The sequence below is a fragment of the Sphingobacteriaceae bacterium GW460-11-11-14-LB5 genome (genome assembly GCA_002151545.1).
Taxonomy (GTDB): domain Bacteria; phylum Bacteroidota; class Bacteroidia; order Sphingobacteriales; family Sphingobacteriaceae; genus Pedobacter.
The window spans coordinates 1,758,225-1,783,301 of record CP021237.1; the positions used below are offsets into that span (position 1 = coordinate 1,758,225).

The window sequence follows — 25,077 nt, forward strand, 5'->3', positions numbered from 1 at the left end:
CATGAGCAGCATATTGGCATATCGAAATTCTCCATCCAGGTCTGTAACACACAGCAGGCCAGGGAATAGTGCTATCCAAACCAAGCTGAAGGTTGGGGCTGCAAACGATCCGCAGGAGAAAGAAGCCGATCAGGTTGCAGAAAGGGTCATGCGGATGCCATCGAATGCGGGCTTTGCCATGGCTGGTACCGGTGGTTCGTTATCTGCTATGCAGGTACAACGAAAATGCTCGGGTTGTGAGCAGGAACAAAAAGTTTCCCGTAAGGAAAGCAGCATCATGAGGTTGGCTGCCAGGCCTGCTGTACAGCGTAAATGTGCAACCTGTGCAGATAAAGAAAAAGCATCTCGTAAAGAAAAAACTAAGCTCCAACGTAAATGCGCCAGTTGTGCAGAGAAAGAAAAAGTATCGAAAAAGGAGAAGGTAACACCAGAAAATAAACTTCAGCGCAAATGTAGTTGTGAGCACGAAGAAGAAGTATCGCGTAAACCAGAAGAGTTAAAAGATATAGATCAACCCGAGGTATTACAGGCCAAATCAGAATCGGCTTCTGCGGCAGGAGGAATTGCGCCATCGGGTGTGCAATTGGGTATTAACGCAACGAAAGGTGCCGGTACCACCTTACCCGGAGACGTGAGCCGCGATTTAGGCAGTAAAATGGGAGGTGATTTTTCGGGCGTGAGGATTCATGATACTTCTTACTCTGCGAAATTGAACGATAGTTTAAATGCTAGGGCATTTACCGTTGGCAATAATATTTATTTTAACAAAGGTGAGTATAATCCAAATTCGCAAAGCGGAAGGTTTTTACTGGCACATGAGTTAACGCATACGATGCAGCAAGGGGCTTCGCCCGATATACAGCGCTACAGTTGGGATGAATTTACAGGGGATGTTGCCGGCGGTGTTGATGCCGTAGGAGAAGGACTGAGCGATGCAGCTGGTGCTGTTGCCGATACGGCCAGTGCAGCTGCAGGAGCTGTAGCAGATGCCGCCGGAACGGTTTATGACGCAGGCGTAGAAGCAATAGACTGGCTGGCAACCGAAGCCGGACAGGCAGCCCAGGCATTGGCCGATGCTTTAGGTGTTGACGTAAGAATAACCACCAGTGGTTTGGAAATTGATATTCCTGGTGGTTGCCCGTTGGATGGACATAGTCAACAGTTTACGCTCGATGCTATAGAGGAAGATTTAATGATCCCGATTTTTGCCATGCCAATCGCTCCTGATGTATTCATTTCGGGCGAAGTCGGCATTACAGGAAGCATTACACCAGAAGTTCAGGTTCAGATCGGGCCAATTTGTTTCGACCCGACACATATTTTAATCAATCCTTTAACCAGTAACTACAGCATCAGCGGTGGTATCAGCATTACCAGTGCTTTATCATTAGGTGCAGAATTGCGGGGAGGAATAAAAGGTGAGCTTAGTTTAAGTGGAATTATACCAGTTGGGCCAGTGCCTGTACCGGTAAGTATTCCGCTTTTAAGTGCCGAAGGTGGTCCGGCTGTATTTGTTAGAGCTATCGGCATGCAAACCACACACATTGGTGGTTCATTATCATATGGCGGAGGTACCATTACGGCCAGCCCTGATGTAGATCTGGATTTTGGTGTCGCTGCTGATTTATTTGCCGGTGCTTATGCGCAGCTGAGCGTGCTTGGCTTTAACCTATGCCGGATATACTGGCAACCTTACGAATGGCATGGTGATGCTGCGGCCTCACTTGGTTTATCGGGTAGCATTAGCGGTGTTCCTGGCGTTGGAATTACAGGTGTAAGCGTAGCTACACCAACTTTAACCGGTATTCCTTTTGATAATATTGGATTGGCTATAGATCGAAGTGAGGGTTTTACAGATGATTGCCCGTTGATTTCAGGATTATGTGGTATTTTAAGAGCCTTGCATTATTTACCATCGCAAAATGGTGGAAGCTGGGATTGGAGCGCAACAGGTGCTCCTGGAAGTGGTTCATATGGCCCTGGTCCCAGGTTAGGTGGACCTTTAGAAGCTTATCAAAAAAAACCACCACTAGCCAGTGGGTCTGAATGTAGAGGCGCTTGCGGACCTAATTGCGATACATGCCAGCATGAAGCTATACATCATGAAATTGATCCAGCTACTGGGACACTTTGGGAATATACCATGTTCGAAAACTGCCATACCCATGATGGCTGTAGAGAACACGATGCTGGATTTGATTGGGCTGCCGATGTAAAAGGGGAAACAGGTTCTTGGGCAATGATTTTGCCTTGGCACATGGCCGCAAATATAGAGTGTGCCTGTAATAATTTGGCTGGTAATTGCCCGGCATGGGCTTTTGGCTTACCACCTTATGATCCTCGACCTATGTATTTTGCAGAAACCGCCAAAGCTATTGGTTCTGCAACACCAATAACACCGCATGTTCCACCAGGCGGTGGTGGACCAAATAATGAAGTTGGACCAGATTTTTATCATTATAGTATTAACCCACCGTCGGGAGATTTTGCTGCAGGTGGTGAAAGATGGACAGATTATAAGACGGATTGTAGGGCAGAAGCGCAAGCGGCAACAGGTGTTCCTGATGATTTACAATATATTTCTACCCTACCAGATGCCGTGGCAGATACCTATATCGACAGGAGCAATTTTACAGTAAGGCCAAGAATGTCGGTAGTTCACGGCATCATGTATCCTTATTATCACTATCGAAACCATACGGTAATTCCTGCTGGCACATACACAACCGTTGCTTTAACCGTATTTTCTCCAAACTGCGAATCACCATTAGGCTTTAACGATGATACCTGGTACGATAGGACCGAGCCATTTGATGATGTAAACAATGAGCATCATTTAATTTTTATAAGGGGTACCGAAGGGAATCGGGTAGAAATGATGGCCAGTGAGCCAATTACTATCGAGAAATTTTTACAGGATATTATAGATACAACTTCGGATACAGATCCAAAACATATTCAGGCTGTTACCGCACAAAATTTATACCGTACAGGCGTAGCGCCAAATCTGCAAAAATTAAATACCATTAAAGTTGATGACAATACAGGTAGAGCAATAGATCCAAGTAAACAAGCAGATCTGGAAAAATATGCTAGCGATTTTTGGACAAATTCTATCGCTTTAACCACTATTTTGAGGTCGTTAATAGGAAGAGAAAATTTATCAGATGCCAGAGATCGTTATGCCTTAGAAGGTTTGGCCGGCACCTATGGAAGTGTACCAATACCAAAAGGAGATCAAATGACGGGTGATCATCAACCTCAGGCAGCCGCACTCATTTATTCGGCAGCGCAACCTTATTTCCCGCCAATTAATCCTATAAAAGATGTTTTGGACGGTAGCCACGCACCTTCGGCCTATGTAATTAATCTGCACAAATACAGGCACGAAGCAGGTAGGACTTTTGGTCATAAAAGTAATCCGATTTTGAAAGCCTTTACGGCTGCGGTTGATGCCATCAGGCATGATAGAACTAAAACGCCTAAAGAAAAACGGTCGGATAATGTAGATCTATTGAAAAAAGAGCTGGGTGCAGATGTTCAGGCAATGAGGGGAGTGGTTAATCAGGCAGAAACCCACGATAATTGGAAAGATTTGGGAGAGGTGGGCTTTACAGGTACCGATAAAACCGATTTATACAATGAATTAAAAACACGTATTTTACAAGGAGAACAAGCTATGTTAACACAAAATTTAGATCGATACAAAACATAGATATGGAAAATCTCATAATTAAATTCCTGGCTTTTTTGAATAATCAGGAGGGCTTTTTAGTTGATTTAGAGCCTGCTGACAATAGCATATTAACTAAATTAATAGCCAATTATAACGCAAAAGATTTGGAAGTTTTCGCAGAGTCAAATAATGGTTCTGCCTGGGCAATCTGGAAGCATGAAAATGCCTTGCCAGTTGTATTAATAAGTTCTGAAGGCATTCCTTTTGATATTGCAGCCAGGGATTTTGAAACTTTTTTGGCCTTATTATACTATGGTACAGGCTTAATGTACCAATGCTTAACTTTTCTGGATTTTGCAAAACGGATGGGGCAAACAGAAAAGCAGGCCTTAAAACGTTTTGATAAAAACTATCTCGAAAAGGAGTTACAAAGGTTTCATACAGACTATCAGGATTATAATGTGTTGTATAATTTTATTGATGAACAAGGTGTTGGTAAAATGGAAGATCCAATACAAAGTTTTTTAGCTACTTTTAAATTAAGAAAAGCTTTTAGCGAGTGGAAAGAAAATTTTCAGTAGCCAAATAAATTAATTCAAAAATTCCTTCTTTACCCATTTGTTATCGCTACTTATTTTACGCCAGCCATTACTTTCTTCAACGATAAAAACTTCCTGATTTTTTGTGAGTGCAGAAATTTTTGGAAAGTTGGTGCCTGGTCCGCTTCTTACATTTAAGGTCGTGGCTTTAACAGTTGCCCTGGTTACATTTTTGGTGAAACTTCCATTAACCCAATGCTGTTGCGATGCTGATATTTTATACCAGCCGTTTTTCGCTCCATATACACGCAGAATAGCCCCTAATGTGGCTGGCTCAACTCCTGTAACTTTTTTACTTTGGGCATTCGCATCTTCCCTGATGTTTAGGCTATCGGCCGTAACTGCAACATATTTTAGAATATTTTGCGCAGGTTGCGGAATAGTCCCATTTAAAGCTGCAATTACCAATGGCAGGAAATTTTGATTGCAATTTTCAACTTTGTTACCACCAAAAAAATTAGTGCCCGGGCAGGTTTTATTATTACCTGTTCCATTGTTTCTTACGCCGGTGGTTAAATTAAACCAATGGTGGTAAACTACATTGTCGCTGTTAACTGCGATACCGAATTTTTTACATAGCGCTGCCGTTATCCTTATGATTGTATTTTTGTGCTCAGCGGTCATTGCATCTTTTCCCGTGTCGAAATCCCCAAGATTTTCAATGCAAATGGCATTCGTATTAAAGCCCAAAATACAAGCGGGCGTATTTTCAAGGCTTCTACCCGTTAAAATTGTACCATCGGGAAAAGTGGTAAAATGTTGACCGATATCCATCCAGCCATTATGGCTAACATGGTAACTTTTCATTCCTTGCTGTAAATCAAAGTGATTATTGCCCTTAAAATTGATGTAACTAGGGCTCCAGGTATGATGCTCTTGAATGTGTATGATGGTGCGGGCAACTCTTAAATTTGAAATCCACGTTTCAAATTCATTGATATCCATTTTGGTAAAACCGAATTTACTAGTCATAACAACATTGGTTAAGGTAAAACTTAATTGTTAGAAGGATGAAAATTTTGAAATTCTAAATGTTCTACTAAATATACTTAAAGTTTTTATAATCTTTTTAAGATCAATTGGTTATGTTTTGTATTTTTCGGTTAAATTGCCTTTATCTGTTGTTTTTTTTCTCTTTATCCAAAACCGTAAAAGTTTGTACCAGCCTTTCACCGTTTTCATCCACTAAGGTTAAAGTATGTTTACCTGGCGACGGACTAATAGCCAATTGATGAAAATTAGTGGTGGTGCTCACGTATTCATTATCGATATGCCAATATATTTTAGCACCTGGATTTCTGTGCGCTGCATTAATCACAATTTTACCTCTTGTCCCGTCCAGCTCCAAGGGAATATAAACTATGGCGTTATTTTTAGGGTAAATTACTTCCATTACGCTATTACCGCCTGAAAGGTCACAGCCATCTTTAAAAGGAGGGAGGGATTTGTAATCGCTATTTTTTATTTTGTAGTAATATTCCATTGCTGGTGGTAAAATAAACCAGCTTTTGTGTTGCATATGGGTAATACTTTCACATTGATCGGTTACCCGGTAAGTACCGGTATGGTCTAAATGAACCAGTTTATGGAAGGGGCAAACTGCCGTTTTTTCTCCTGATACAGGCACCAATTCTTCTGCAACATTGGTACAGTATTCTCCAGCTTTATAACCACTCTGCTTGCAGATTTTTATCTTTTTTAATTTGGTGGTTGGTGTTTCAAACCATTTTCCGTTGGGCAATAACCTGAAAATATCGAATAAAACTGGAGCAGCGGCTTCAATTCCAACCAGGCCAGGTCTTCCCTCGCCATCGGCATTGCCTACCCAAACACAAACCACATAATTTGGCGTTAAACCAATGGCCCAGGCATCGCGAAAACCAAAACTTGTACCTGTTTTCCATGCTACTCTTTGCGATGAAGAAAATTGTTCCCATAAGCCTTCATCACCTGGACGCATTACCTCTTCCATTGCATTAAAAGTTGCCCAAATGGAGCCGTGGTCTAAAAAGGATGTACGTTGATAATCTTTTTCATCTTTACCGTCGTTATTGAAATAGCTTGCAGGTTTATAATCTTCAGGATTATACAAGCCTTTATAGGTGTTAAAATGATTCAGGGTGCGTACCATTCCCATATAGGTATTGGCCAGGTCCCACATCGTCACTTCGCTACCGCCTAAAATTAACGACAAACCATAATGATCTGCCGGCTGGTTCAGCGTTCCTATGCCCAGTTTTTTGAGTTTATCATAAAAACGTTCATACTTGTATTGTTGCAGCATTTTTACCGCAGGGATGTTTAGCGAACGGCTCAACGCTTTATCGGCGGCAATGGCACCATCATAACCCAGATCGTAATTTTGTGGCGAATAACCCGCTATTTGAGTCGGGATATCAGGAATTAAGGTGTGCGGCATTATGAAGCCGTCATTCAGCATACTGGCGTAAAGCAAGGGTTTTAAGGTACTGCCAGGACTGCGTGGTGCCTTAATCATGTCAACATGACTTTGTAGGTCGGCATTTTCCGGTTGATAGATATTGCCTACGTAACTTACCACCCGGCCAGTTCTGGCATCGAATACCAGGGCCGAAATATTGTTAATGTCGTTTGCCCGGTAACGGTTATTGTATCGTTTTAATATGGCATTGACTTTAAGTTGTATATTTTCATCTAAGGTAGATGTGATTCTGGTGGAAGGGATTTTAAGACTTGCCTGTTCTACCTTAAAGCGGTTTAATAAATGCGGCGCATTTTGTGGCAAGGGCATAGGCTTGCCCGGAACAGGTTCCAGCTTAGCTAAGTTCGCCGTTGCCTGATCGATGTATTTTAGTTTTGCCAGCTTATCTAATAAATCGTTTCTCTTTTTAATTAATCTTGTCGAGTTTTTACCAGGATGAACCAATGAAGGACTATTTGGGAGTACGGCTAATGTTGCCATTTCGCCCCATGAAAGGGTTTTGGCATTGCGACCATAATAGCGCCAGCTCGCTGCTTCTAAACCGACAACATTACTTCCAAATGGGGCATTAGCGGCATACAAACCAATAATTTCTTCTTTCGAATACCTTATTTCTAAGCGTAGGGCTAAAATCACTTCCAAAAATTTTTGCCAAAGCGTTCGGTCTTGTTTTCGCGATAAACGGACTACCTGCATGGTTAATGTGCTGCCGCCACTGACCACAGCCTTTGCCTTCCAATTTTGCCGCATCGCCCTGCTCATGGCCAAAAAATCGATGCCGAAGTGGCTATAAAACCGCTTATCCTCGAAAGCAATAATGCAATCCTTAAATTTTACCGGAACACTGTCTGCAACAGGGAAGCGCCATTGTCCATCGCTGGCAATGGCTGCACTTAATAAATTGCCATTGCTGGCTTCAATTACAAAGGAAGTAGGCGTTTTGAATAATTTTGAGGGCAGCGAAAAGAGAAATGCCAGAAGCAGGGCAAAGCAAAAAAGATCGGAAATGAGGAAAGCTTTTGGGATTTTGTTCATTTAATTTTTAACGCTGGTTTTATCGCCTCGTTAAGACGTTTATTATCTTTTTATTTTCGAAAGTCGTAGCGTGACGCTACACTAGATACAGTCTTAAAATATTTGATCTCGATTTGGTAAGCTTAGGCGCTTGAAAAATTTATTTATCAAGTGCCTTAATTAATATGGCTTCAAAAACAGGCTGAAAGTGGATTAAAACTTTATCGTTTATAAGTTTGTAATTTTCTTTATCAAAAACCACATCATCGAATTTTTGATTTTTGTAACCAGGCTCCAGGAGTACTTTAAAATCATTGCTTCCTTTTAAATACCTGATGATCGAAAAATTATAGAACAACATCGGTCGTTTATCATACATGCTCAATGTTGCAATGCCAAAATCGTGATCGAAACCAAAAAACATTTGCATAGGATCTGTTAAGGTGTAGGCATTTTTTGTTCTGATAATGATAATCTGATCCAGGTTATTTTTAATACAGAAATCTTCAGCATAGGCAACCATTTTTTTGTATTTATATCGCTGAGAAAAATACTCAAGTTCTTTAAAATCAAAATTTTCTAATTCCTTATTTTCAATATTTTTTTTATTTAGATAAGTAGTCAAATAAGTTAACAGATTAAAATTTAGGTCATTTTCGGCAAGTACTTTTGGCTTAAATGCCCCTTTAAGGTAAACATATCCCATCTGGTAGTTACTGTCGGATACAATTGCGGTTTTTTGTGCGATTGAACACAAGGGAATAAAAAAAACAAGAATTGTAAATATAATTTTCATTTGGGCTGATTTCTGTTTTGCTATTGCAATGGTTTGTGTCTCCACGAACCACTTTATGTGTTTATAAAAATTCTAATCTTAAATCCCTTAAAAACGAATAATTAGTTTTGTTCTTTTCGTAAAAGGAAGCTGATGAGTATAAATAATCTTCTGGTTCTGTTGCTAATTGCCAATGCTCCGTACAAGGGTTATTATGCAAATAATCCAGTTTTTGATATGCAACTTCTGGAGTATATAAATGTATTGCTAAAGGATCTCTTTGCCAAAATTCATAATTTTTATTAATGGAATTTGTATGATAATTATTGAGCTCATTTGGACTTAATAGTTTTTTGAACTCATGCGCTGAGTATTTTAAAAAAGAGCCTTGTGCTGTTTCTTTCCCATTTAATTCATTGATTCTCCATATGGTGTGAATATGATTAGGCATAATTACAAATGCGAAAACATCAATCTTATTTAATCTACTCAGGTATTCAAATGAATTCAATATGATGTCCTTAAATTCATTTCTATACAATAATTTTTGCCATTTATTTATAGTTGCTGTCCAAAAGTAAATTTGTCCGATTTCAATGTAATTCTTTCTTCTGGCTTCAAATAATTTATCCATTGTCATTAAATTTCGGTTTACGGAGATACAATGTGGACTGGCTGTGTTTTTTCAAGTTTCGGTTCGCGGAGACACGAACCGAGGCTTTAGAAATATATTAAAACTTTATGCCAGAAATAAAAACTTTATGCCATGGTTCGTGTCTCCACGAACCATTAGCAATTTATATTAATCTTCTTACTTCACCACTTGCACCCATTTACCCGCTTCTGTGGCCGAGATATCATTATTGTACATCGCTTCGCATTGAACGGCTGATAAATAGTATTTCCCTAAATAAGAAGCATTAAGCAGTACTTTATACACCAGGCTTTCACCTTCTCTTACATTAAAATAGGTGAAAACACGGTCATCTCTGATATCCTGATAAGTAAACGGCGAAGAAGCTAAAATACTTTGGTTATCGTTAACGCGGGTATTGATGATTTCCCAGCCTGAAGGGAAAATCTGCGTCAGCGCCATTTGTTCGTAATAACCCATTCTGCCAGGATTTTTTACGGTTACTTCTGCATAGAAATCAGTTCCTTGTTTTAAAGTTGTAGGATCCAGGACCTTGCCATTTAAACGTTTGTAAGTGACGTTCATATCCAATACCTCCGGACGGTTTGGCAAGAAATTATTCTGACCGGCAATTGGTTGTCCTTCTAAAACCAAACGAACAAACAATACATTATTGCCGTTATTGGAAACCGAAGCCATGTTGCCTTTAAAGTTTATTGGTGTACTGTTGAGGTATTGGTTTGAGTTTACAGGTACCGATTTTCCATCCAGTACATACTGATATTGCAGTTTATTTGCCGATTGGTTTGAACCACAGAATTTGGCAATGGCCAATAAACTATAAGCGGTTGTTTGTGTGCTGTACCAGGTATTTTCGCCCAGTTTAGCCGCTAAAGGTTGTAATAAACTGGCAGCTTTTGCTTTCTGACCGAGTAGGGTTAGGGTTTCTAAAATCATGGCCTGATCACGGACATCGGAGCCATAAGTTCCGCCCAATTGTTTATAAGCCTGGATGGAGGTATCTAAACCTCTGATCATATTTTGGGCAACATCATTTTGTCCGGCCAGTTTATAGGCCGCTGCCAATCGCCATTTTGCAGCGATTGATAAGTATTCAAAAGCTTTTAAACGGTTCATGGCTGCCATTTCTGGTTTTTTAGCTAAGGCAAGCATGTACAAACGATAAGCCTGAGACAAATCTCCGCCATAAAAATTATTACTGTTTGGTGCCCAGTTTGCTGCTTTTGATTTTTGAAAGCGTAACAGTTCATCCAAAAGACCAACAGGCAGGGTATAACCCGCATTTTGTGCTTCAACTAAGAAATGACCGGCATAATTGCTTCCCCATTCGTCAGAAGTACCTTCGCCAGGCCAGTAAGATAAACCGCCATCTGTAGTCTGGAAACCTTTGATTCGGTTTATTCCGGCTTTAATATTTTTCTCTGTTGTTGCTTTTTGCTGTTCGTTTAATGGACTCAACCTATCTAAAAATAGTTGAGGGAATATACCCGAAGTAGTCTGCTCAATGCAGCCATGTGGATATTGAATGAGGTAACCTAATCTTTTACCAAGGTTGATTGCAGGTATCGAAGAGACTTCTAGTGAGCCTGAATTTGTTCCCGTCATGCCGATTGGTAAATAATTTACTGCCCATTTGGTATGAGGCTGAACAGTTGCCGACACCACATTGGTTACGTAAGGATTTGGATTTCTGATATCCATTTCCACATCGTAAACCGTTTTTTCAGCTCCGCTTTGTGCAACCACTTTTACTTTGGCGATACCCACTGTGTTTGGCGCTTTAACTTCAAAATAGGTCATCTGTTCGCCTGTTTGTTTGTAGTAAAGCTGTTGTTTGTTGCTGCCCTGAACAATTAAATTACTCGCCTGGAGTTGTACGGACACATTTTTAAGGTTGTTCTCTGTGGCAAAAACGGTTACTGGTAAGGTGAAACTTTCTCCCGGACCAATAACCCTTGGTAAGGTAGCTAAAACCATTAATGGCTTTTTAACCTGAACCGATTTTTCGGTAAAACCATAGGCCGCATCTTGTCCGGCAACGACCATAGCCCTTACTGCTCCAATGTACTGTGGTAAGTTAAATTTGTGTGTTTTACTTTCGCCTTTACCAATAGTAAATGGCCCCATAAATTTAACCACTGCTTTAAAACGGTTGGCTTTTGCAGGATTTAAGTTCTTGTTGATGCTGCCATCACCACCAATACTTAAAATACGTTCCAGATTTCCTCCCCATGCACCTAATACATAGTCGAATAAATCCCAGGTTTTAACGCCTAAACCTTCGCGGGCATAAAATGCACTGTGTGGATCTGGTGTTTTAAAACGGGTTAAGTCCAGCAAACCTTCGTCAACCAAAGCAATGGTATAGGTCATCGCTTTACCATTCTGCTCGCCGACAGTGATGCTGTTTTCAGTTTCCGGTTTGATTTTATCGGCCATTTTAATGGTCGGTTTTAGAATAGTTTGCGGATCTTCTACAGAAAGCGGAATAGCACCATACATCCTGATCGGTAAATCGTTTACCGTTTGGGCATGAGGTTGTAGTAAAGTGATATTGGCAAAAACGTTAGGTGCCATTTCTTTCTCTGCCTTAAATTTAAATTGCGTTTGTCCGGCTTTGGTATCTACCCAGAAGGTTTTTAATACACGGCTTCCATTTTCAATAGAAATTAATGCCCTTCCATTTTTACCCGTTGGGATAGTTAATGTAATATCTTCTCCAACGGTGAATTTTTCTTTGTTGGCTGTGAACGATAACATAGAGGCTTCTGTTGGATTGCTGCCTTGCTCACGCTGTGCCCAGCCCGGCCAATCTACATAAACAGATTTCCCGGTAACATGTCCGCCATTAACGTCGCGTACCAAAATCAAATAACGGCCCCATTCCGGTTCATCTACGCGTAAATTCCAGCTTCCTTTTCCATTAAATAAATTTAACTGATGCGTTTCTACTAATTTGTTAAACTGGTTTTGGGTAAAGTTTGCGTAAGTGTACTGGTCATCTTGTTCCCACCACCAGCGCCATTGTGTTTTATATAATTCTACTTGGACTGTTTTAGTACCGCTTAACAGTTTTCCGTCGGTATTTACGTTTACGATTTCTATTTTATGGTCTTTGCCCGTAACCAGCATACCGCTTAAACGATCACCTTTCTCCGGACGGATGCCTAAATAACTGCTGTATACATGATAAGGGATGCTGAAATTATCGATGCTGAAATTGCCGCCTGGTTCGAAAACTTTCGTGGTGAAATTCGCCCTCAACACGCCTGGTGCCGTATTGTTTTCGTTTAAATTGGTGTTAATCTGCGCTGTTCCAGCTGCATTTAACGTGCCTTCGAAAATGGTTTTAACCTGCGATTCGAAGTTAACCGTAGGATTATCGAAACTAAACCCCTCAAAGCCCTTAAATTTGGTTTCAGTAGTATTTAAGTTTACATCAACCTTGGCTTTTAAATTCTGTGCAACGGCACCAAACAGCCATTTGGCCGATAGGGTAGCGGCTGATGTTCCTGCGCTTAAATATGTTCTATTGCCTACATTGAAATCAATTTTCAAACGGTTTGGCATAACGGTTTCAATTTTTAAGGTTTTGGTAAATGTAGCACCACCGGCTTTAACTTTCGCCATCCAGTTACCAGTAGGTGCTGTACTTTCAGTAGCGGTTTTGAAGGTATAAAATCCATTTAAGGGTTTGCCATTAATCAATCTTTTGTAAAGCTGACCTTTAGGGTTATAGAACTCCATGGTTACCGGATAATTCGCAGGAAGTTTTTTGAGTTTGTCTTCCAGAACGAAAGAAACAAATAAACTGTCGCCTGGTCGCCAAACGCCGCGTTCGCCATAAATAAAACCTTTTAAGCCACTTTGGACTACGTCACCGCCCACATCGAACCTGCTTAAAGGAAGTGAGCTCCCGTCGTCTAATTTAAGGTAACCGCGCTCTGAGCCATTTTTAGCAATCAATAAAAAAGGTTGGCGTTTCAGGTCAAAACTTGCAAAACCGTCGCCATCTGTTTTAGTGGTGAAAATGATCTGTTTCTGGTAATCCATTAATTCCAGGTTTACACCACTTAATGGTTTTGCTGTCAATAAATCTGTAGCAACAATGAGCATACTGTTATCGTTACCGCGTTTGGCTACCAAACCAATATTCGAAGCAATTAAGTTTCTGCTTGCCCAGCGCTGGTTGGTATAAAATGATGGTGTACATGGATTGTCTTTATCATTCCACCTGTAATTTGAAGGGTAATAATTGTTGTATCGCTGCCAAAAATCATCATCTTCATCAATTTTTTCGCCGTAACCTTCGTCATCTCCGTATTCACTTTCTTCTTCACCATCACCAACTTTTTCTTCTCCTGTTTTACAATTGTAGGCATTGTATTCCTGTCTGAAAGCAATGGTAACACGGTACATCGCACCTGGCTCGGTACGGATCATCTTGTCAAGATCGAGAGTAAAACGGTTCTTTTTATGGAGGTTAAGGGCTTTATCTTCATCTAATCGTATCGTTTTTTGCAAAATAGGTTTTGCCACCCTTCTCAATTCGTTACCATCTTTATAACTATTGGTTTGAAAAAACTGCGGGATGTTATTTTCGTAAATTTTGATGACGGTAACATCAACAGCCTTTAAATTAATCGCTTCGAAAGGTAGAACCAGCTTTCCGGAGTTGGGTAAAATCGTACCCGCACCAGCAATGGTAACTGCCGGTAATTTATCTTCGAAAACAAGATTGGCCATTTTGCCATTAGCCAGTTTCTTCGCATTGATATTCTCGATCCCCGCATTTACATTCAGGCCATAATTTCCTTTAAGTTCTTCTGCGGCATAAACTTTAACCTGACTGGCATCAATGGTATATCTTAAGTCACTCAGATTGCCGAGTGTGATCATGCCTGTTAAATCCTGTCCAACACCAACTGGTTCTGAAAACTGTACCAATGCATAATCTTCTTCGCCCTGAATGGCCTTCATGTCCAATATTTCGAATTTATTTATGGCCGGAACGCGGATGTCTACTTCTCCCTTTTGTTCAGCATCAATGGCGTCGCCATCCCAATCTATCTTTAAAGTTTGGTCGCTGCCAGTCTTTTTGATGCTGTCGATGGTAAATTTTGAGGTGTTTTTCGCCAGATCGTGCTGCCATTTAATTTTTAATTTTTGGTCAAAATCCAGTGAAACCGTTTTCTCTATCTTGCTCGTTTCTTCCACATCAGCAGTAGCCACTTCCCCGGTTAATTTCATGTAATCGAGCGCCGTATTGTTCTGCGAAACCAATCCGTTTTGAGAGAGCATCATGCCCGGGGTAATTACTTTAAACTCAAAGTCGAAATCTTCCAACCCTTTTTCTGTAGCAGAAACTTCCGAAAGTTTGAATGTAGCTTCGTAGTTTTTACCCGGTTTAAGATTGTCATCAGGTCTAAATTCGACAGTCTGTGGATCTATCCAATAGGTTTTGCCCGAGATAGAAGGGGAGAAGTCGAAAAGCTCCCGTGTATCTGCTTTACCCAGGTCCTGCATGCCCGTTGCCGCATTGGCCAGGTGAACCCTGATAAAACTCTTTTTAGAAATGGTTCCAGAGGTATAGGCTTCGACATATTTTGCATAAGCCTGATTTTCTTCATGGTTTTTTTTCTTTCTATTAAAATAGATAAATACAATTGCCGCTATGGAAACAGCAAGTAATCCGATGAAGATAAATTTCTTTTTGGAGGATGACTGGTAGGTGGATGGTTGTTCCATGTTTGAAATTCGTTAAGATAAATGGGAATATAATGTTCCGGTAAAAGCAATTGATGTGCCGCAATTGTCCTTTGTAACTAACAATATTATATTCCATCCGAAAATTAACTAAAATTCACGTTAAAATAAATTATGTTGAAAATTAACGTTTATGGTTTGTTCCTTTGCATGGTTTTGGATAAGTTTACAGCATCAACCTCAATACAACCAGATATGATAAAGAAACTCTTGATTTTTTCGGGCTTATTAATTTCCACCAGCTTTTGTTTTGCTCAAAAAACAGCAGTAGAAGATGCTGTAACCAAATTAACAAAATTAATGGTTAGCCCTGATAGTTCGGCGCTTGATAAAATAATTTTGAATAACCTAAGTTACGGCCATTCGAGTGGAAAGATTCAAACCAAACAAGAGTTTATGCACTCATTGCTTTCCGGCGAATCTGATTTTGTGGATATTAATTTAACCGATCAGACGGTTGTTGTTCAAAATAAAACAGCTTTGGTACGTCATACGCTAAATGCCAAAACAAATGATAAAAATGTTCCCGGAAATGTGAAATTGTATATTCTTTTAATCTGGAGCAAAGAAAAATCAGAATGGAAATTAATTGGTAGACAAGCAGTTAAGGTATTATAAATATTTTTTTTACAATTTCGGAAATTAATTCCGAAATTGTAAATTTATAGTATGATTGAAAGAATTGCTAAAAAAGAACTACTTGAGTTAAGTGACCAGTTTAAATCAATAGCTGTAATTGGCCCAAGGCAATCCGGCAAAACTACCTTAACCAGAAATGTTTTTCCAGATAAACCTTATGTTTCTTTAGAAAACCCGGATACGCGCTTGTACGCTGAAGATGATCCACGTGGGTTTTTGAGTCAATTTCCTGATGGCGCTATCTTAGATGAAGCGCAGAGAACTCCTAAACTCTTTTCTTATATACAACAAATTCTGGATGAATCGACATCTAAAGGGAAATTCATCATTACAGGTTCTAATAATTTTTTACTTCAGGAAAGCATCGTACAAACCTTAGCGGGTAGGGTAGCTTATATTAAACTTTTACCGCTTTCTATCTCAGAATTAAAATCAGCAAACATGTTTAATGAAAATGTTAACGGCTTTATTCTAAAGGGCGGATATCCACCTATTTATGATCAAAATATCCCGCCTAACAAATGGCACCAAAACTATATAAATACATACTTGGAAAAAGATGTGAGGCAGATAAAGAACATTACCAATTTGTCATTGTTCGAAAGGTTTTTAAGACTATGTGCGGGTAGGATTGGACAATTATTAAACATGAATAGTTTAGGGATTGAAGTTGGTGTAGATAGTAAAACAATAGCTTCGTGGATTGGGGTTCTTGAAAGTAGTTTCGTGATACATTTACTGAAACCTCATCATCAAAATTTTAATAAACGCATAGTTAAAATGCCGAAATTATATTTTTATGATACTGGACTGGCAACTGCCTTACTAGGGATACAGAATGAACTACAATTAGATACTCATCCAAGTAAGGGAAGTCTCTTTGAAAATATGGTTATTATTGAAATGCTGAAATCAAGATTTAATTTGGGACTACCCGATAATCTATATTTTTGGAGGGATAATGTAGGCAATGAGATTGATGTTTTAATTGATGAAGCAGGTACGCTTTACCCAATAGAAATTAAAGCTGGTAAAACGATAAATACCGATTACTTTAAGGGAATTAATTTTTGGAATAAATTAACATCTGGAACAGGGGGAACAATAATATATGCAGGAAGTGAATCGCAGATGAGAAGTACTAATATTAATATCTATCCCTGGAACAGTATGGGCTGGGAATAACAGTAGCCTTTTATCGCGGTTTTAGGACTGAGGACTTAAGGCTCATGACTATTTAATCATCACCCCGGGCCGGTTTACCAATGGGATTTTAATCAGATTGGAATCGATGATGCTTTCGGGTAAGAAAATAAACTTTTTATCGTAAATGGTGTCGCCAATGTAATAGCTTAGCCAGTATTCGTTAGTTAAGCCAAATACTTCAGGATCGATGGCTTCCACGCCTGCAAATGAATTGGCTTCCATGTCACCTACAAAGTGTCTTAAAACAGAAGTTTTCACCTGTTTACCGTCTTTTTCACCATAACCTTTAGAGCTGATCAAAACATTGGTTATGGGCTCGTTTTTTAAATTAACGAGATAAACCGTCCAGCTTTTTACTTCTGGTGTTTCGCCCATTAATACAACGGCCATCGCAATATCTTCAACTGTATTTTCTGGTAAATCTGCTTTCATAACCATTATTTGTCGTCATGCTGTCCCGAATTTTTGGGATCAGCATCTCTCGCAAACAGAGACCCTGAAACAAGTTCAGGGTGACGCGCTGTTAATTACTTTTTCTTCGCTACAGCCTTTTTAGCGGGAGCTTTTTTCTTCGCCGGTGCTTTTTTCTTCGTTTCGAAAGCGTTTGGCACCTGCTCTACAATCATTTTTTTAACTACTTCCAAATCAATATCCACCAATTCTTCTGGTGTATACTTCTGTTTGGTCGCCTCGTTGTTTCTTAATTTAAGCATCAGTTTGCCAAAACGGATAAACGGTCCCCAACGGCCATTTTCGATAGAAATTTTTTCAGCATCCCAGGTTTTAATGTACCTGTTGGCCTCTTTTTCTACTTTTTTGCCGATTAAGGTATTAATGTCTTCTTGTGTTAAATTATCGAAATCGTATCCTTTTGCAGGGATATTGATAAACAGGTCGTTCCATTTAATAAACGGACCAAAGCGGCCTTTTCCTTTGGTTACGCCTAAACCTTCATAATAAGCAATAGGTGCATCATCGTCCATTTTCTGGCGGATAATTTCAACTGCTCTTTCATATGTTACCGATAAAGGTTCCTCGTTTTTAGGAAGGGAAATAAAACTTTCACCCCATTTAACGTAAGGGCCAAAACGACCAACCCCGATCATTACTTCTTTCCCTTCAAAATCAGGTAGTTGGAAAGGAAGTTTAAATAGCTCCAGCGCATCATCTAAAGTAATGGTTGCAACAGACTGTGTCCGCATCAAACTGGCATACCGGGGTTTTTCCTCTTCATCAAGCTCACCAATTTGAACCAATGGCCCAAATTTACCAACCTTGGTGTATACATTTTTACCAGTAGCAGGGTCTAAGCCCAATAAGCGCTCGCCAGTGGCACGTTCTGCCGTTTCAAGCGTCGTTTCTACTTCGGTATGAAATGGATTATAGAACGAGTGCAGCATTTTGGTCCACTCTTGCAAACCCTGTGCAATTTCATCAAATTCTTTCTCCACCTTGGCGGTGAAGTTAAAATCGACGATTCCTTTGAAATGTTCGACCAGGAAATCGTTTACCACCTCGCCAATATCAGTAGGGAAGAGTTTTGATTTCTCTGCACCGGTAATTTCCGATTTTGTTTCTTTTTTTACCTGCCCATCAGCCAAAATGATAGAAGTAAACTTACGTTGTTTACCATCTCTATCTTCTTTAACCACATAACCACGGTTTTGTACTGTAGAAATGGTGGGTGCATAAGTAGACGGGCGGCCAATGCCCAGTTCTTCTAGTTTTTTAACTAAACTGGCCTCTGTATATCTTGCCGGCGGGCGCGAATAACGCTCGGTTGCCTGCATTTCTTTTAAAAATAGTTCTTGTCCTTTGCTTAGAGGAGGTAAAATTGCGCCACCTTCTTTTTCTTCGTTTTCTTCATCGTCAGTCGATTCCAGATAAACCTTTAAGAAACCATCGAATTTTAATACTTCACCTTCAGCAACTAAATATTCTTTTCGGGTGGAGGCCGTAATCTGAGCGGTTGTTTTTTCGAATAAGGCCTCACTCATTTGCGAAGCTATTGAACGTTTCCAGATTAAATCGTATAAACGTTTTTCTGAAATATCTCCATCTACACTATGTCTGTCAAAATAGGTTGGACGGATGGCTTCGTGAGCTTCCTGTGCACCAGCCGATTTTGTTTTGTAAATGCGTTGTTGGTGGTATTTATCGCCATAAGCAGATTTAATCTCTGCAGCAGCTGCATTTAATGCCGTTTCTGATAAGTTTACAGAGTCTGTTCTCATGTAGGTAATCTTACCCGCTTCGTACAGTCTTTGTGCAACCTGCATGGTTCTGGCTACCGAAAAACCTAATTTTCTGGAAGCTTCCTGCTGTAAGGTTGAGGTGGTAAACGGCGCTGCCGGATTACGTTTTGCAGGCCTTGTTTCTAAACTCGTAATGTCGAACCTGGCATTTACACAGTCCTGAAGAAATTTTTCAGCATCAGCCTCATTTTCGAAACGTTGTGGCAATTCTGCTTTTACCAGCTCTCTTCCTTTGCCGGTAGAAAACTGAGCCGTGATTTTATAGGCTGCAGCTGCATTAAAATTTAAAACTTCTCTTTCTCTGTCAACAATTAAACGTACGGCTACTGATTGTACACGGCCTGCAGATAGTGATGGTTTTACTTTTTTCCATAACACCGGAGAAAGTTCGAAACCCACCAAACGATCTAATACACGGCGTGCCTGTTGGGCATTTACCAGATTATAATCGATGCCACGCGGACTTTCTATAGCTTTTAAAATGGCTGGTTTGGTGATTTCATGAAAAACGATGCGTTTTGTTTTCTCCACTTTTAGGCCTAAAGTTTCGAATAAGTGCCAGGAAATAGCTTCCCCCTCGCGGTCCTCATCGGATGCCAGCCATACCATTTCGGCTTCCTTGGCTAGTTTTTTTAATTCGGCGACCACATTTTTCTTGTCGGCAGGTACCTCGTAGGTTTGGGCAAAATTATTCTTGATATCAATCGCCATATCGCCTTTAACTAAATCCCGGATATGGCCATAGCTAGATTTCACCAGGAAATCTTTACCTAAATAGCCTTCTATAGTTTTAGCTTTTGCGGGTGACTCGACGATTAATAAATTTTTGGCCATGAAATACGTTTTTGTGCAAATAAAGCTATAATTAAAGCATAAATCCAAACCTGAGGAGAATTTAATACAATTTTTTTCTGAAAGGTTGTCGAAATATGTTGATTTCCTGGGGGATTTTAATGTGGTTTTAATATTTTTTTGTTTTTGAAAAGCAATAACAATGCTATTGGGCTAAGGTTGTTCCCGCCCCCGTTTCTGCCGATGAAAAACCGGCATCTCACTTCGGTCGGGTTTAGGTGGCTAGGCTAATGCTGCTATTTAGGTTTTAATAGCGTTGTGCCAGGCATCAAACTTGGTTCATTAAACCCGATAAAGCGCAATAGCCCACAGCGCAGTGAGGACTATGAGCGATAGCGGGACTGTAAATGCCAAGAACCACTGCCTTCAATTTCCTGATCAAAAAAAAGACGCTTGTTTGCGTGCTGAAATAACCTGCTTTCGTTTTCAACCTTAAACGCTTTAATTATCCATATCACATAATTTACAACAACATTACGTTAACGAAACCTATTTGTAACTATATTCGTATATAAAATAAAACAACGATGATCAGCACAATTTTAATTCTATTAAACTTATTGGTGTCGCCACCAAAAAATGTTTACGATTTCAGCTTTAAAACCATTGATGGTAAAGAAATTAAGCTATCGCAATTTAAAGGCAAAAAAATCTTAATTGTTAACACGGCTTCTAAATGTGGTTTCACTCCACAGTATGAGGATTTAGAAAAACTTCAAAAGCAATACGGTAAAAAAGTAGTACTAATTGGCTTCCCTGCCGGTAATTTTGGTGGACAGGAGTTTTCTACCAACGCAGAAATTAAAGAATTTTGTACCGGAAAGTATAACGTTTCCTTTTTGCTTGCAGAGAAAAGCAGTGTTAAGGGTGATGATATCAGTCCTTTATTCAAGTATTTAACTTCTCAGACCAATACCGAAGAGCAGGGTGATATTAAATGGAACTTTGAGAAATTTTTGATCAACGAAAAAGGAGAATTGGTACACCGTTTCCGTTCAAAAACAAAACCAACAGACGAAGCGATTGTAAAGAACTTATAAAGAGTAGGGTTTAGGGGTTAGTGTTTAAGCGCTAAACCCTAAACGCTAACCCTTAAACAATTCCATTTAGCCTAGCTTTTCTCCAGTACCGTTTTCCAAATTAAAGCACTAAGTGCTGCACCAATAACCGGTGCTACAATAAAGAGCCAAACCTGGCTTAATGCCTGTCCGCCAACCAATAGGGCAGGGCCGATACTTCTGGCAGGATTTACCGATACTCCTGTTACCGGGATCCCAACAATATGAATGAGTGTTAAACTTAAGCCAATTGCCAATCCCGCAAAGCCTCCGTTGATGTTTTTAGTAGATGTGGAGCCGAAAATAACCAATAAGAAAATAAAGGTGAGTACAATTTCAGCAATGAAACCAGCCTGTAGGCTATAATGTTGTGGAGATAGTGCGGCAAAACCATTTTGCCCTAATCCATTTGCTGTTAAAGAATATTCTGGTTTTCCTGAGGCAATTTGCAGCAAAATAAATGCTCCTACAATACCGCCCAGTATCTGCGCCACAATATAATAGGCTGCTTCTCCAATTTTCATGCGGCCTGCTATTACCATTCCGATTGAAATGGCCGGATTAATGTGACAGCCTGAAATGTGGCCTATGGCATAAGCCATTGCGGTAACGGATAAGCCAAAGGCAAAAGATATGCCCAATAAGCCTACGCCTGTGGTTCCGTTTGCTCCTGCTATAACTGCACTACCACAACCCATCAAAACCAACACGAGCGTGCCCAGGAACTCGGCACTGAATTTAGAAAGTTTACTTGTCTCCATATCATTTAATATTTAAAGGTTTAAATGTGGTATCAGGATGATTGTCAATCGAATATAACTAAAAAATTAGAATATCAAATGGATAAAGTATTGTTGGTTTGACCTTAGTTGTTGTGAAATTTTAGGCAAGAGAAAGGGGCTTAAATCCATAAGCCCCAATAAACCAAACAAACTATTTATGAAGTTTATATATAACTCCTGTTTAAATAAAATGTTTTTGTAAAAAGTAAATTATTTGTGCTTCATTCTGGATTTACTGGTTTAATTGCAGTTTACTGCCCAAAATGTATATGAATGTAACTGAATTGATAGAAAACAGCGATTTGTTTTAGGTTTAATACCCTAAAACAGGTTAAGTTGTTCCGGTTGGTATAAGTTAGGGTCGAAACTGTAAGCTTCAGGTATATTTTGAGTATTAGATATGTAAAAAAGCTCAGTTTCTTCATATCTCGAAGCAACTTTAACAAAGGTATTGCCGGCAACATTTTTAAAAAGATTTTCAACCAACTGTGGGTCGTTGTTATCCTTTGATAAGTGGCTCAATAATAAATGACTCATGTATGGGGCTTTATGGTTGGTGAAAAGCTCTAAAGCCTGTGCATTACTCAAGTGACCATGCCCACTCATAATTCTTCTTTTCAAAAAATAGGGGTATCTGCCATTTTCCAGCATCTGCGTATCGTAGTTTGCTTCTAAGAAAGCAGCATGGCAGTTTTTGAAATGTGAGATTAAACGGTCGCATACAGAGCCTATATCAGTAAAAACACCAACTCTTACGTTATTGCATTCAACGGTAAAGCTGTAAGGATCTGCTGCATCGTGGAATTTAGAAAAGGCAGAAATCTTTAAACCGCCAATCTGAATGTGCTGTAAATGATTTAATGAAAAGGTATTGTTTGCATCCAATAATAACCGGCTGCTTTTTAAGGTCGCAGTACTAATGTAAACCGGGAGTTTATGTTTTTTAGCAAAAACGGAAAGTCCCTTAATGTGGTCACTATGTTCGTGTGAGATAAAAATGGCTTTTACTTTACTGATCGGTAAACCCAAACGGTTCATCCGGGTTTCAACTTCTTTGCAGGTTAGGCCAACATCAACCAAAACAGCTTCATTATCATTACCTACATAGTAACAATTGCCATTACTGCCCGAATTAATTGATGTAAAATATAGTGCCATTTTCAGCCTGCAAGATAAGGCTTATTTGGCGAAGGAAAAAGGAAAACTATACTCTTGTTCCATTGTATTCTACCAGGCGTGAAAGAAGGGGCAGGAAGGCCTGAATCAGGTTGATTTCTTCCGAAGAAAAGATTTTTTCCATGGTTTGTACCAGCCATTCTTCTTTTATTTTTCTGCTGGCAATAATGTGTTTTTCGCCCAGTTTGGTTAAGCCGATAAAAACCTTTCGTTTATCCGCTTCGCTTGGAAAGCGCTCTACACATTTGGCATCGAACAGGCGGTTAATGATTTGCGAAATAGCTTGTTTTGATACCCTTTCCATATCTGCCAGCTCGGTAGATAACATTTTGCCGTGTTGTTCGAGCAGCGACATGGTTAATAGTTCAGCGTTGCTAAAGTCTGAACTTACATTCTGCTTGCGTAACTGTCGGGTTAAGCGAGTAACGGTGCTTCTGAGCTTTGCGGCAATCTCTTGTGTTTGAGTAGGCATCTTAATGGTAAATAAACTTTACAAATATAAGCTTTTAATTTTGTGGATGAACTAATATTGTTTTTTGTTTTGTGTGAATTATGATTATATCGTGATAAAACTGCTTATTTTTTGTTTTATAGTTCGATTATAATTTTTTACTTTTGTAAAGTTACTTTACTATTTTAAACATGAGTATTTTTCGTTCATTAAGGCATTACAATTACAGGTTATTTTTTACAGGTCAGGCTATTTCATTAATTGGTACATGGATGCAGCGTGTAGCCATTAGCTGGCTGGTTTACCGTTTAACCGGATCAGCTTTTTTGTTGGGATTGATTACTTTTTTAAGTTTAATTCCTTCGCTGGTGCTGGCGCCATATGCCGGGAGTTATGTAGACAGGCATAATAAATATAAAATATTGGTGATCACTCAGGTAATCCTGATGTTGCAGGCCGGTGCCCTGGCTTTGATGATCTGGTTTAAGGTGTACGATATGGTCTGGATTGCAGCCCTTTCGCTGGTTCAGGGTTTGGTAAATGCTTTTGATGTTACTGCCCGCCAATCGTTAATGGTAAATTTAATTGATGATAAAGAAGATTTACCAAATGCCATTGCACTCAACTCTTCCATGTTTAATGCGGCCAGGCTAATCGGGCCGGCCTTGGCAGGGGTAATTTTGAGTACCCTGGGTGAAGATATCTGTTTCCTGATCAATTTTGTAAGCTTTATTGCGGTATTGGGTTGTATGGTCATGATGAAACTTAAACTCACTGCACATCAAAAATCGAAGGAAAATATCTGGATCGACCTGAAAAAAGGTTATGATTATCTTAAATCATCTCCAGATTTGGCATCGATGGTACTAATGATGGCTGCATCGAGTTTATTGGTAATTCCTTTTACTACTTTATTACCTGTATTTGCCAAAGATATTTTTAATGGAAATGCCACCACATTTGGCTGGTTTGAAAGTGCCGCAGGATTTGGGGCCTTCTTTGGTGCCATTTATATGGCTACTTTAAAGGTGAACCAGAATCTGCAAAAGATTGTGATGATGTCGGGTATTTTGCTGGCCATTTCGGTTGTCGCGCTGGCTATATCACCATCACTTATCCTGGCTTTAATTTGTACTGGTTTAGCTGCTCTGGGTTTAATGGCGCAAACCTCGTCAATCAATACTTATTTGCAAACGCATGCCGATGATGTAATGAGGGGCAGAACCTTAAGTTACTATATCATGGCCTACCAGGGTGTATTGCCAATAGGGAGTTTATTAATGGGTTATTTGGCACATCTTTTTGGGACGCAGGTAGTCGTTGCTTTTGAAGGTATAGCTGGTTTGTTGATTGTTGCGGCCTTCGTATACAACGAAAATCATCGTAATCAATTGAAGAATAAGTTTTCTCTTTTTGGAAGTTAGCTCATCATATTCTCTTAACTACCTTAACTTCTTAATGGTGTGCGCTATAGAGAAGGTTTTTTACCATTAAGGAATTAAGAACATTAAGGTTTGGAGCAAAGGTTTCCCGCAGATTAAACAGATAAGGGCCGCAGATTTTAGAATGGGTTAAAACGCCAAACGCCTCTCGCCAAACGCTTACCCCTGTACAATTTGTATATCACGAAAACCATCGTAACCAGTTAAAGAATAAGTTTTCTCTTTTTGGAAGTTAGCTCATCATATTCTCTTAATTACCTTAACTTCTTA

The 25,077-nt window shown here is 39.6% G+C and carries 16 protein-coding genes; 6 read left to right on the forward strand and 10 right to left on the reverse strand.

All coding sequences use genetic code 11. The features are described from left to right. Window position 1: 1 nt before the first annotated feature. The gene (locus tag CA265_07065) at window positions 2-3,715 is read left to right on the forward strand and encodes a hypothetical protein (protein ARS39425.1); all 3,714 of its coding nucleotides are present in this window, start codon (window positions 2-4) and stop codon (window positions 3,713-3,715) included. 2 nt (window positions 3,716-3,717) lie between these two features. Then, the gene (locus tag CA265_07070) at window positions 3,718-4,257 is read left to right on the forward strand and encodes a hypothetical protein (protein ID ARS39426.1); all 540 of its coding nucleotides are present in this window, start codon (window positions 3,718-3,720) and stop codon (window positions 4,255-4,257) included. A gap of 9 nt (window positions 4,258-4,266) precedes the next feature. Here the strand turns inward: CA265_07070 and CA265_07075 are convergent, their stop codons facing one another. The 5 genes from CA265_07075 to CA265_07095 all read right to left on the reverse strand — a co-directional run bounded on the left by CA265_07075 (window position 4,267) and on the right by CA265_07095 (window position 14,928). Then, entirely contained in the window at window positions 4,267-5,247 is a 981-nt protein-coding gene (locus CA265_07075) for an N-acetylmuramoyl-L-alanine amidase (GenBank protein ARS39427.1), read from the reverse strand. A 142-nt stretch (window positions 5,248-5,389) separates the two neighbouring features. After that, window positions 5,390-7,771 (reverse strand): penicillin-binding protein 1C, encoded by a 2,382-nt coding sequence (locus CA265_07080; GenBank protein ID ARS39428.1) that lies wholly within the window; start codon window positions 7,769-7,771, stop codon window positions 5,390-5,392. Between the two features lie 139 nt (window positions 7,772-7,910). After that, window positions 7,911-8,591 carry a hypothetical protein gene (locus tag CA265_07085; GenBank protein ID ARS39429.1) on the reverse strand — a complete coding sequence of 227 codons (681 nt, stop codon included), beginning with the start codon at window positions 8,589-8,591 and terminating at the stop codon, window positions 7,911-7,913. Window positions 8,592-8,607: 16 nt separating this feature from the next. After that, a complete protein-coding gene (locus tag CA265_07090) occupies window positions 8,608-9,066 on the reverse strand; it encodes a transposase (GenBank protein ID ARS42910.1) in 459 nt (152 codons plus the stop codon). Window positions 9,067-9,336: 270 nt separating this feature from the next. After that, a complete protein-coding gene (locus tag CA265_07095; protein ID ARS39430.1) occupies window positions 9,337-14,928 on the reverse strand; it encodes a hypothetical protein in 5,592 nt (1,863 codons plus the stop codon). A gap of 213 nt (window positions 14,929-15,141) precedes the next feature. Here CA265_07095 and CA265_07100 point away from each other — a divergent pair, with 213 nt between their 5' ends. Then, window positions 15,142-15,564 (forward strand): DUF4440 domain-containing protein, encoded by a 423-nt coding sequence (locus tag CA265_07100; protein ARS42911.1) that lies wholly within the window; start codon window positions 15,142-15,144, stop codon window positions 15,562-15,564. Between the two features lie 51 nt (window positions 15,565-15,615). Continuing rightward, complete coding sequence (locus tag CA265_07105; protein ARS39431.1) at window positions 15,616-16,770, forward strand: AAA family ATPase; 1,155 nt, start codon at window positions 15,616-15,618, stop codon at window positions 16,768-16,770. 48 nt (window positions 16,771-16,818) lie between these two features. Here CA265_07105 and CA265_07110 read toward each other — a convergent pair whose 3' ends face one another. Together CA265_07110 and CA265_07115 are read right to left on the reverse strand one after the other, a co-directional pair. Beyond that, window positions 16,819-17,223, reverse strand: a complete 405-nt coding sequence (locus CA265_07110; GenBank protein ID ARS42912.1) for a hypothetical protein — start codon at window positions 17,221-17,223, stop codon at window positions 16,819-16,821. A gap of 95 nt (window positions 17,224-17,318) precedes the next feature. Next, entirely contained in the window at window positions 17,319-19,880 is a 2,562-nt protein-coding gene (locus CA265_07115) for a DNA topoisomerase I (GenBank protein ID ARS39432.1), read from the reverse strand. A gap of 545 nt (window positions 19,881-20,425) precedes the next feature. On the opposite strand from CA265_07115, the gene CA265_07120 reads away from it, so the two are divergent. Further along, the gene (locus CA265_07120) at window positions 20,426-20,938 is read left to right on the forward strand and encodes a glutathione peroxidase (GenBank protein ID ARS39433.1); all 513 of its coding nucleotides are present in this window, start codon (window positions 20,426-20,428) and stop codon (window positions 20,936-20,938) included. A 71-nt stretch (window positions 20,939-21,009) separates the two neighbouring features. On the opposite strand, the gene CA265_07125 is transcribed toward CA265_07120, so the two are convergent. The 3 genes from CA265_07125 to CA265_07135 form a co-directional block, all read right to left on the reverse strand. After that, a complete protein-coding gene (locus CA265_07125; GenBank protein ARS39434.1) occupies window positions 21,010-21,717 on the reverse strand; it encodes an aquaporin Z in 708 nt (235 codons plus the stop codon). Between the two features lie 342 nt (window positions 21,718-22,059). Further along, window positions 22,060-22,896 carry an MBL fold metallo-hydrolase gene (locus tag CA265_07130; GenBank protein ID ARS39435.1) on the reverse strand — a complete coding sequence of 279 codons (837 nt, stop codon included), beginning with the start codon at window positions 22,894-22,896 and terminating at the stop codon, window positions 22,060-22,062. A gap of 46 nt (window positions 22,897-22,942) precedes the next feature. After that, window positions 22,943-23,386: a MarR family transcriptional regulator gene (locus CA265_07135; protein ID ARS39436.1), complete on the reverse strand. Its 444-nt coding sequence runs from the start codon at window positions 23,384-23,386 to the stop codon at window positions 22,943-22,945. A 170-nt stretch (window positions 23,387-23,556) separates the two neighbouring features. Here CA265_07135 and CA265_07140 point away from each other — a divergent pair, with 170 nt between their 5' ends. Continuing rightward, complete coding sequence (locus CA265_07140; protein ARS39437.1) at window positions 23,557-24,789, forward strand: MFS transporter; 1,233 nt, start codon at window positions 23,557-23,559, stop codon at window positions 24,787-24,789. Window positions 24,790-25,077 lie beyond the last annotated feature (288 nt).

Bases quoted from the DNA above. Each gene is read 5' to 3' on its own strand.
- CA265_07130 (ARS39435.1), bottom strand. From the start codon at position 22,896: ATGGCACTATATTTTACATCAATTAATTCGGGCAGTAATGGCAATTGT.
- CA265_07135 (ARS39436.1), bottom strand. From the start codon at position 23,386: ATGCCTACTCAAACACAAGAGATTGCCGCAAAGCTCAGAAGCACCGTT.
- CA265_07095 (ARS39430.1), bottom strand. From the start codon at position 14,928: ATGGAACAACCATCCACCTACCAGTCATCCTCCAAAAAGAAATTTATC.
- CA265_07120 (ARS39433.1), top strand. From the start codon at position 20,426: ATGATCAGCACAATTTTAATTCTATTAAACTTATTGGTGTCGCCACCA.
- CA265_07140 (ARS39437.1), top strand. From the start codon at position 23,557: ATGAGTATTTTTCGTTCATTAAGGCATTACAATTACAGGTTATTTTTT.
- CA265_07115 (ARS39432.1), bottom strand. From the start codon at position 19,880: ATGGCCAAAAATTTATTAATCGTCGAGTCACCCGCAAAAGCTAAAACT.
- CA265_07110 (ARS42912.1), bottom strand. From the start codon at position 17,223: ATGAAAGCAGATTTACCAGAAAATACAGTTGAAGATATTGCGATGGCC.
- CA265_07105 (ARS39431.1), top strand. From the start codon at position 15,616: ATGATTGAAAGAATTGCTAAAAAAGAACTACTTGAGTTAAGTGACCAG.
- CA265_07070 (ARS39426.1), top strand. From the start codon at position 3,718: ATGGAAAATCTCATAATTAAATTCCTGGCTTTTTTGAATAATCAGGAG.
- CA265_07125 (ARS39434.1), bottom strand. From the start codon at position 21,717: ATGGAGACAAGTAAACTTTCTAAATTCAGTGCCGAGTTCCTGGGCACG.
- CA265_07065 (ARS39425.1), top strand. From the start codon at position 2: ATGAGCAGCATATTGGCATATCGAAATTCTCCATCCAGGTCTGTAACA.
- CA265_07100 (ARS42911.1), top strand. From the start codon at position 15,142: ATGATAAAGAAACTCTTGATTTTTTCGGGCTTATTAATTTCCACCAGC.
- CA265_07075 (ARS39427.1), bottom strand. From the start codon at position 5,247: ATGACTAGTAAATTCGGTTTTACCAAAATGGATATCAATGAATTTGAA.
- CA265_07080 (ARS39428.1), bottom strand. From the start codon at position 7,771: ATGAACAAAATCCCAAAAGCTTTCCTCATTTCCGATCTTTTTTGCTTT.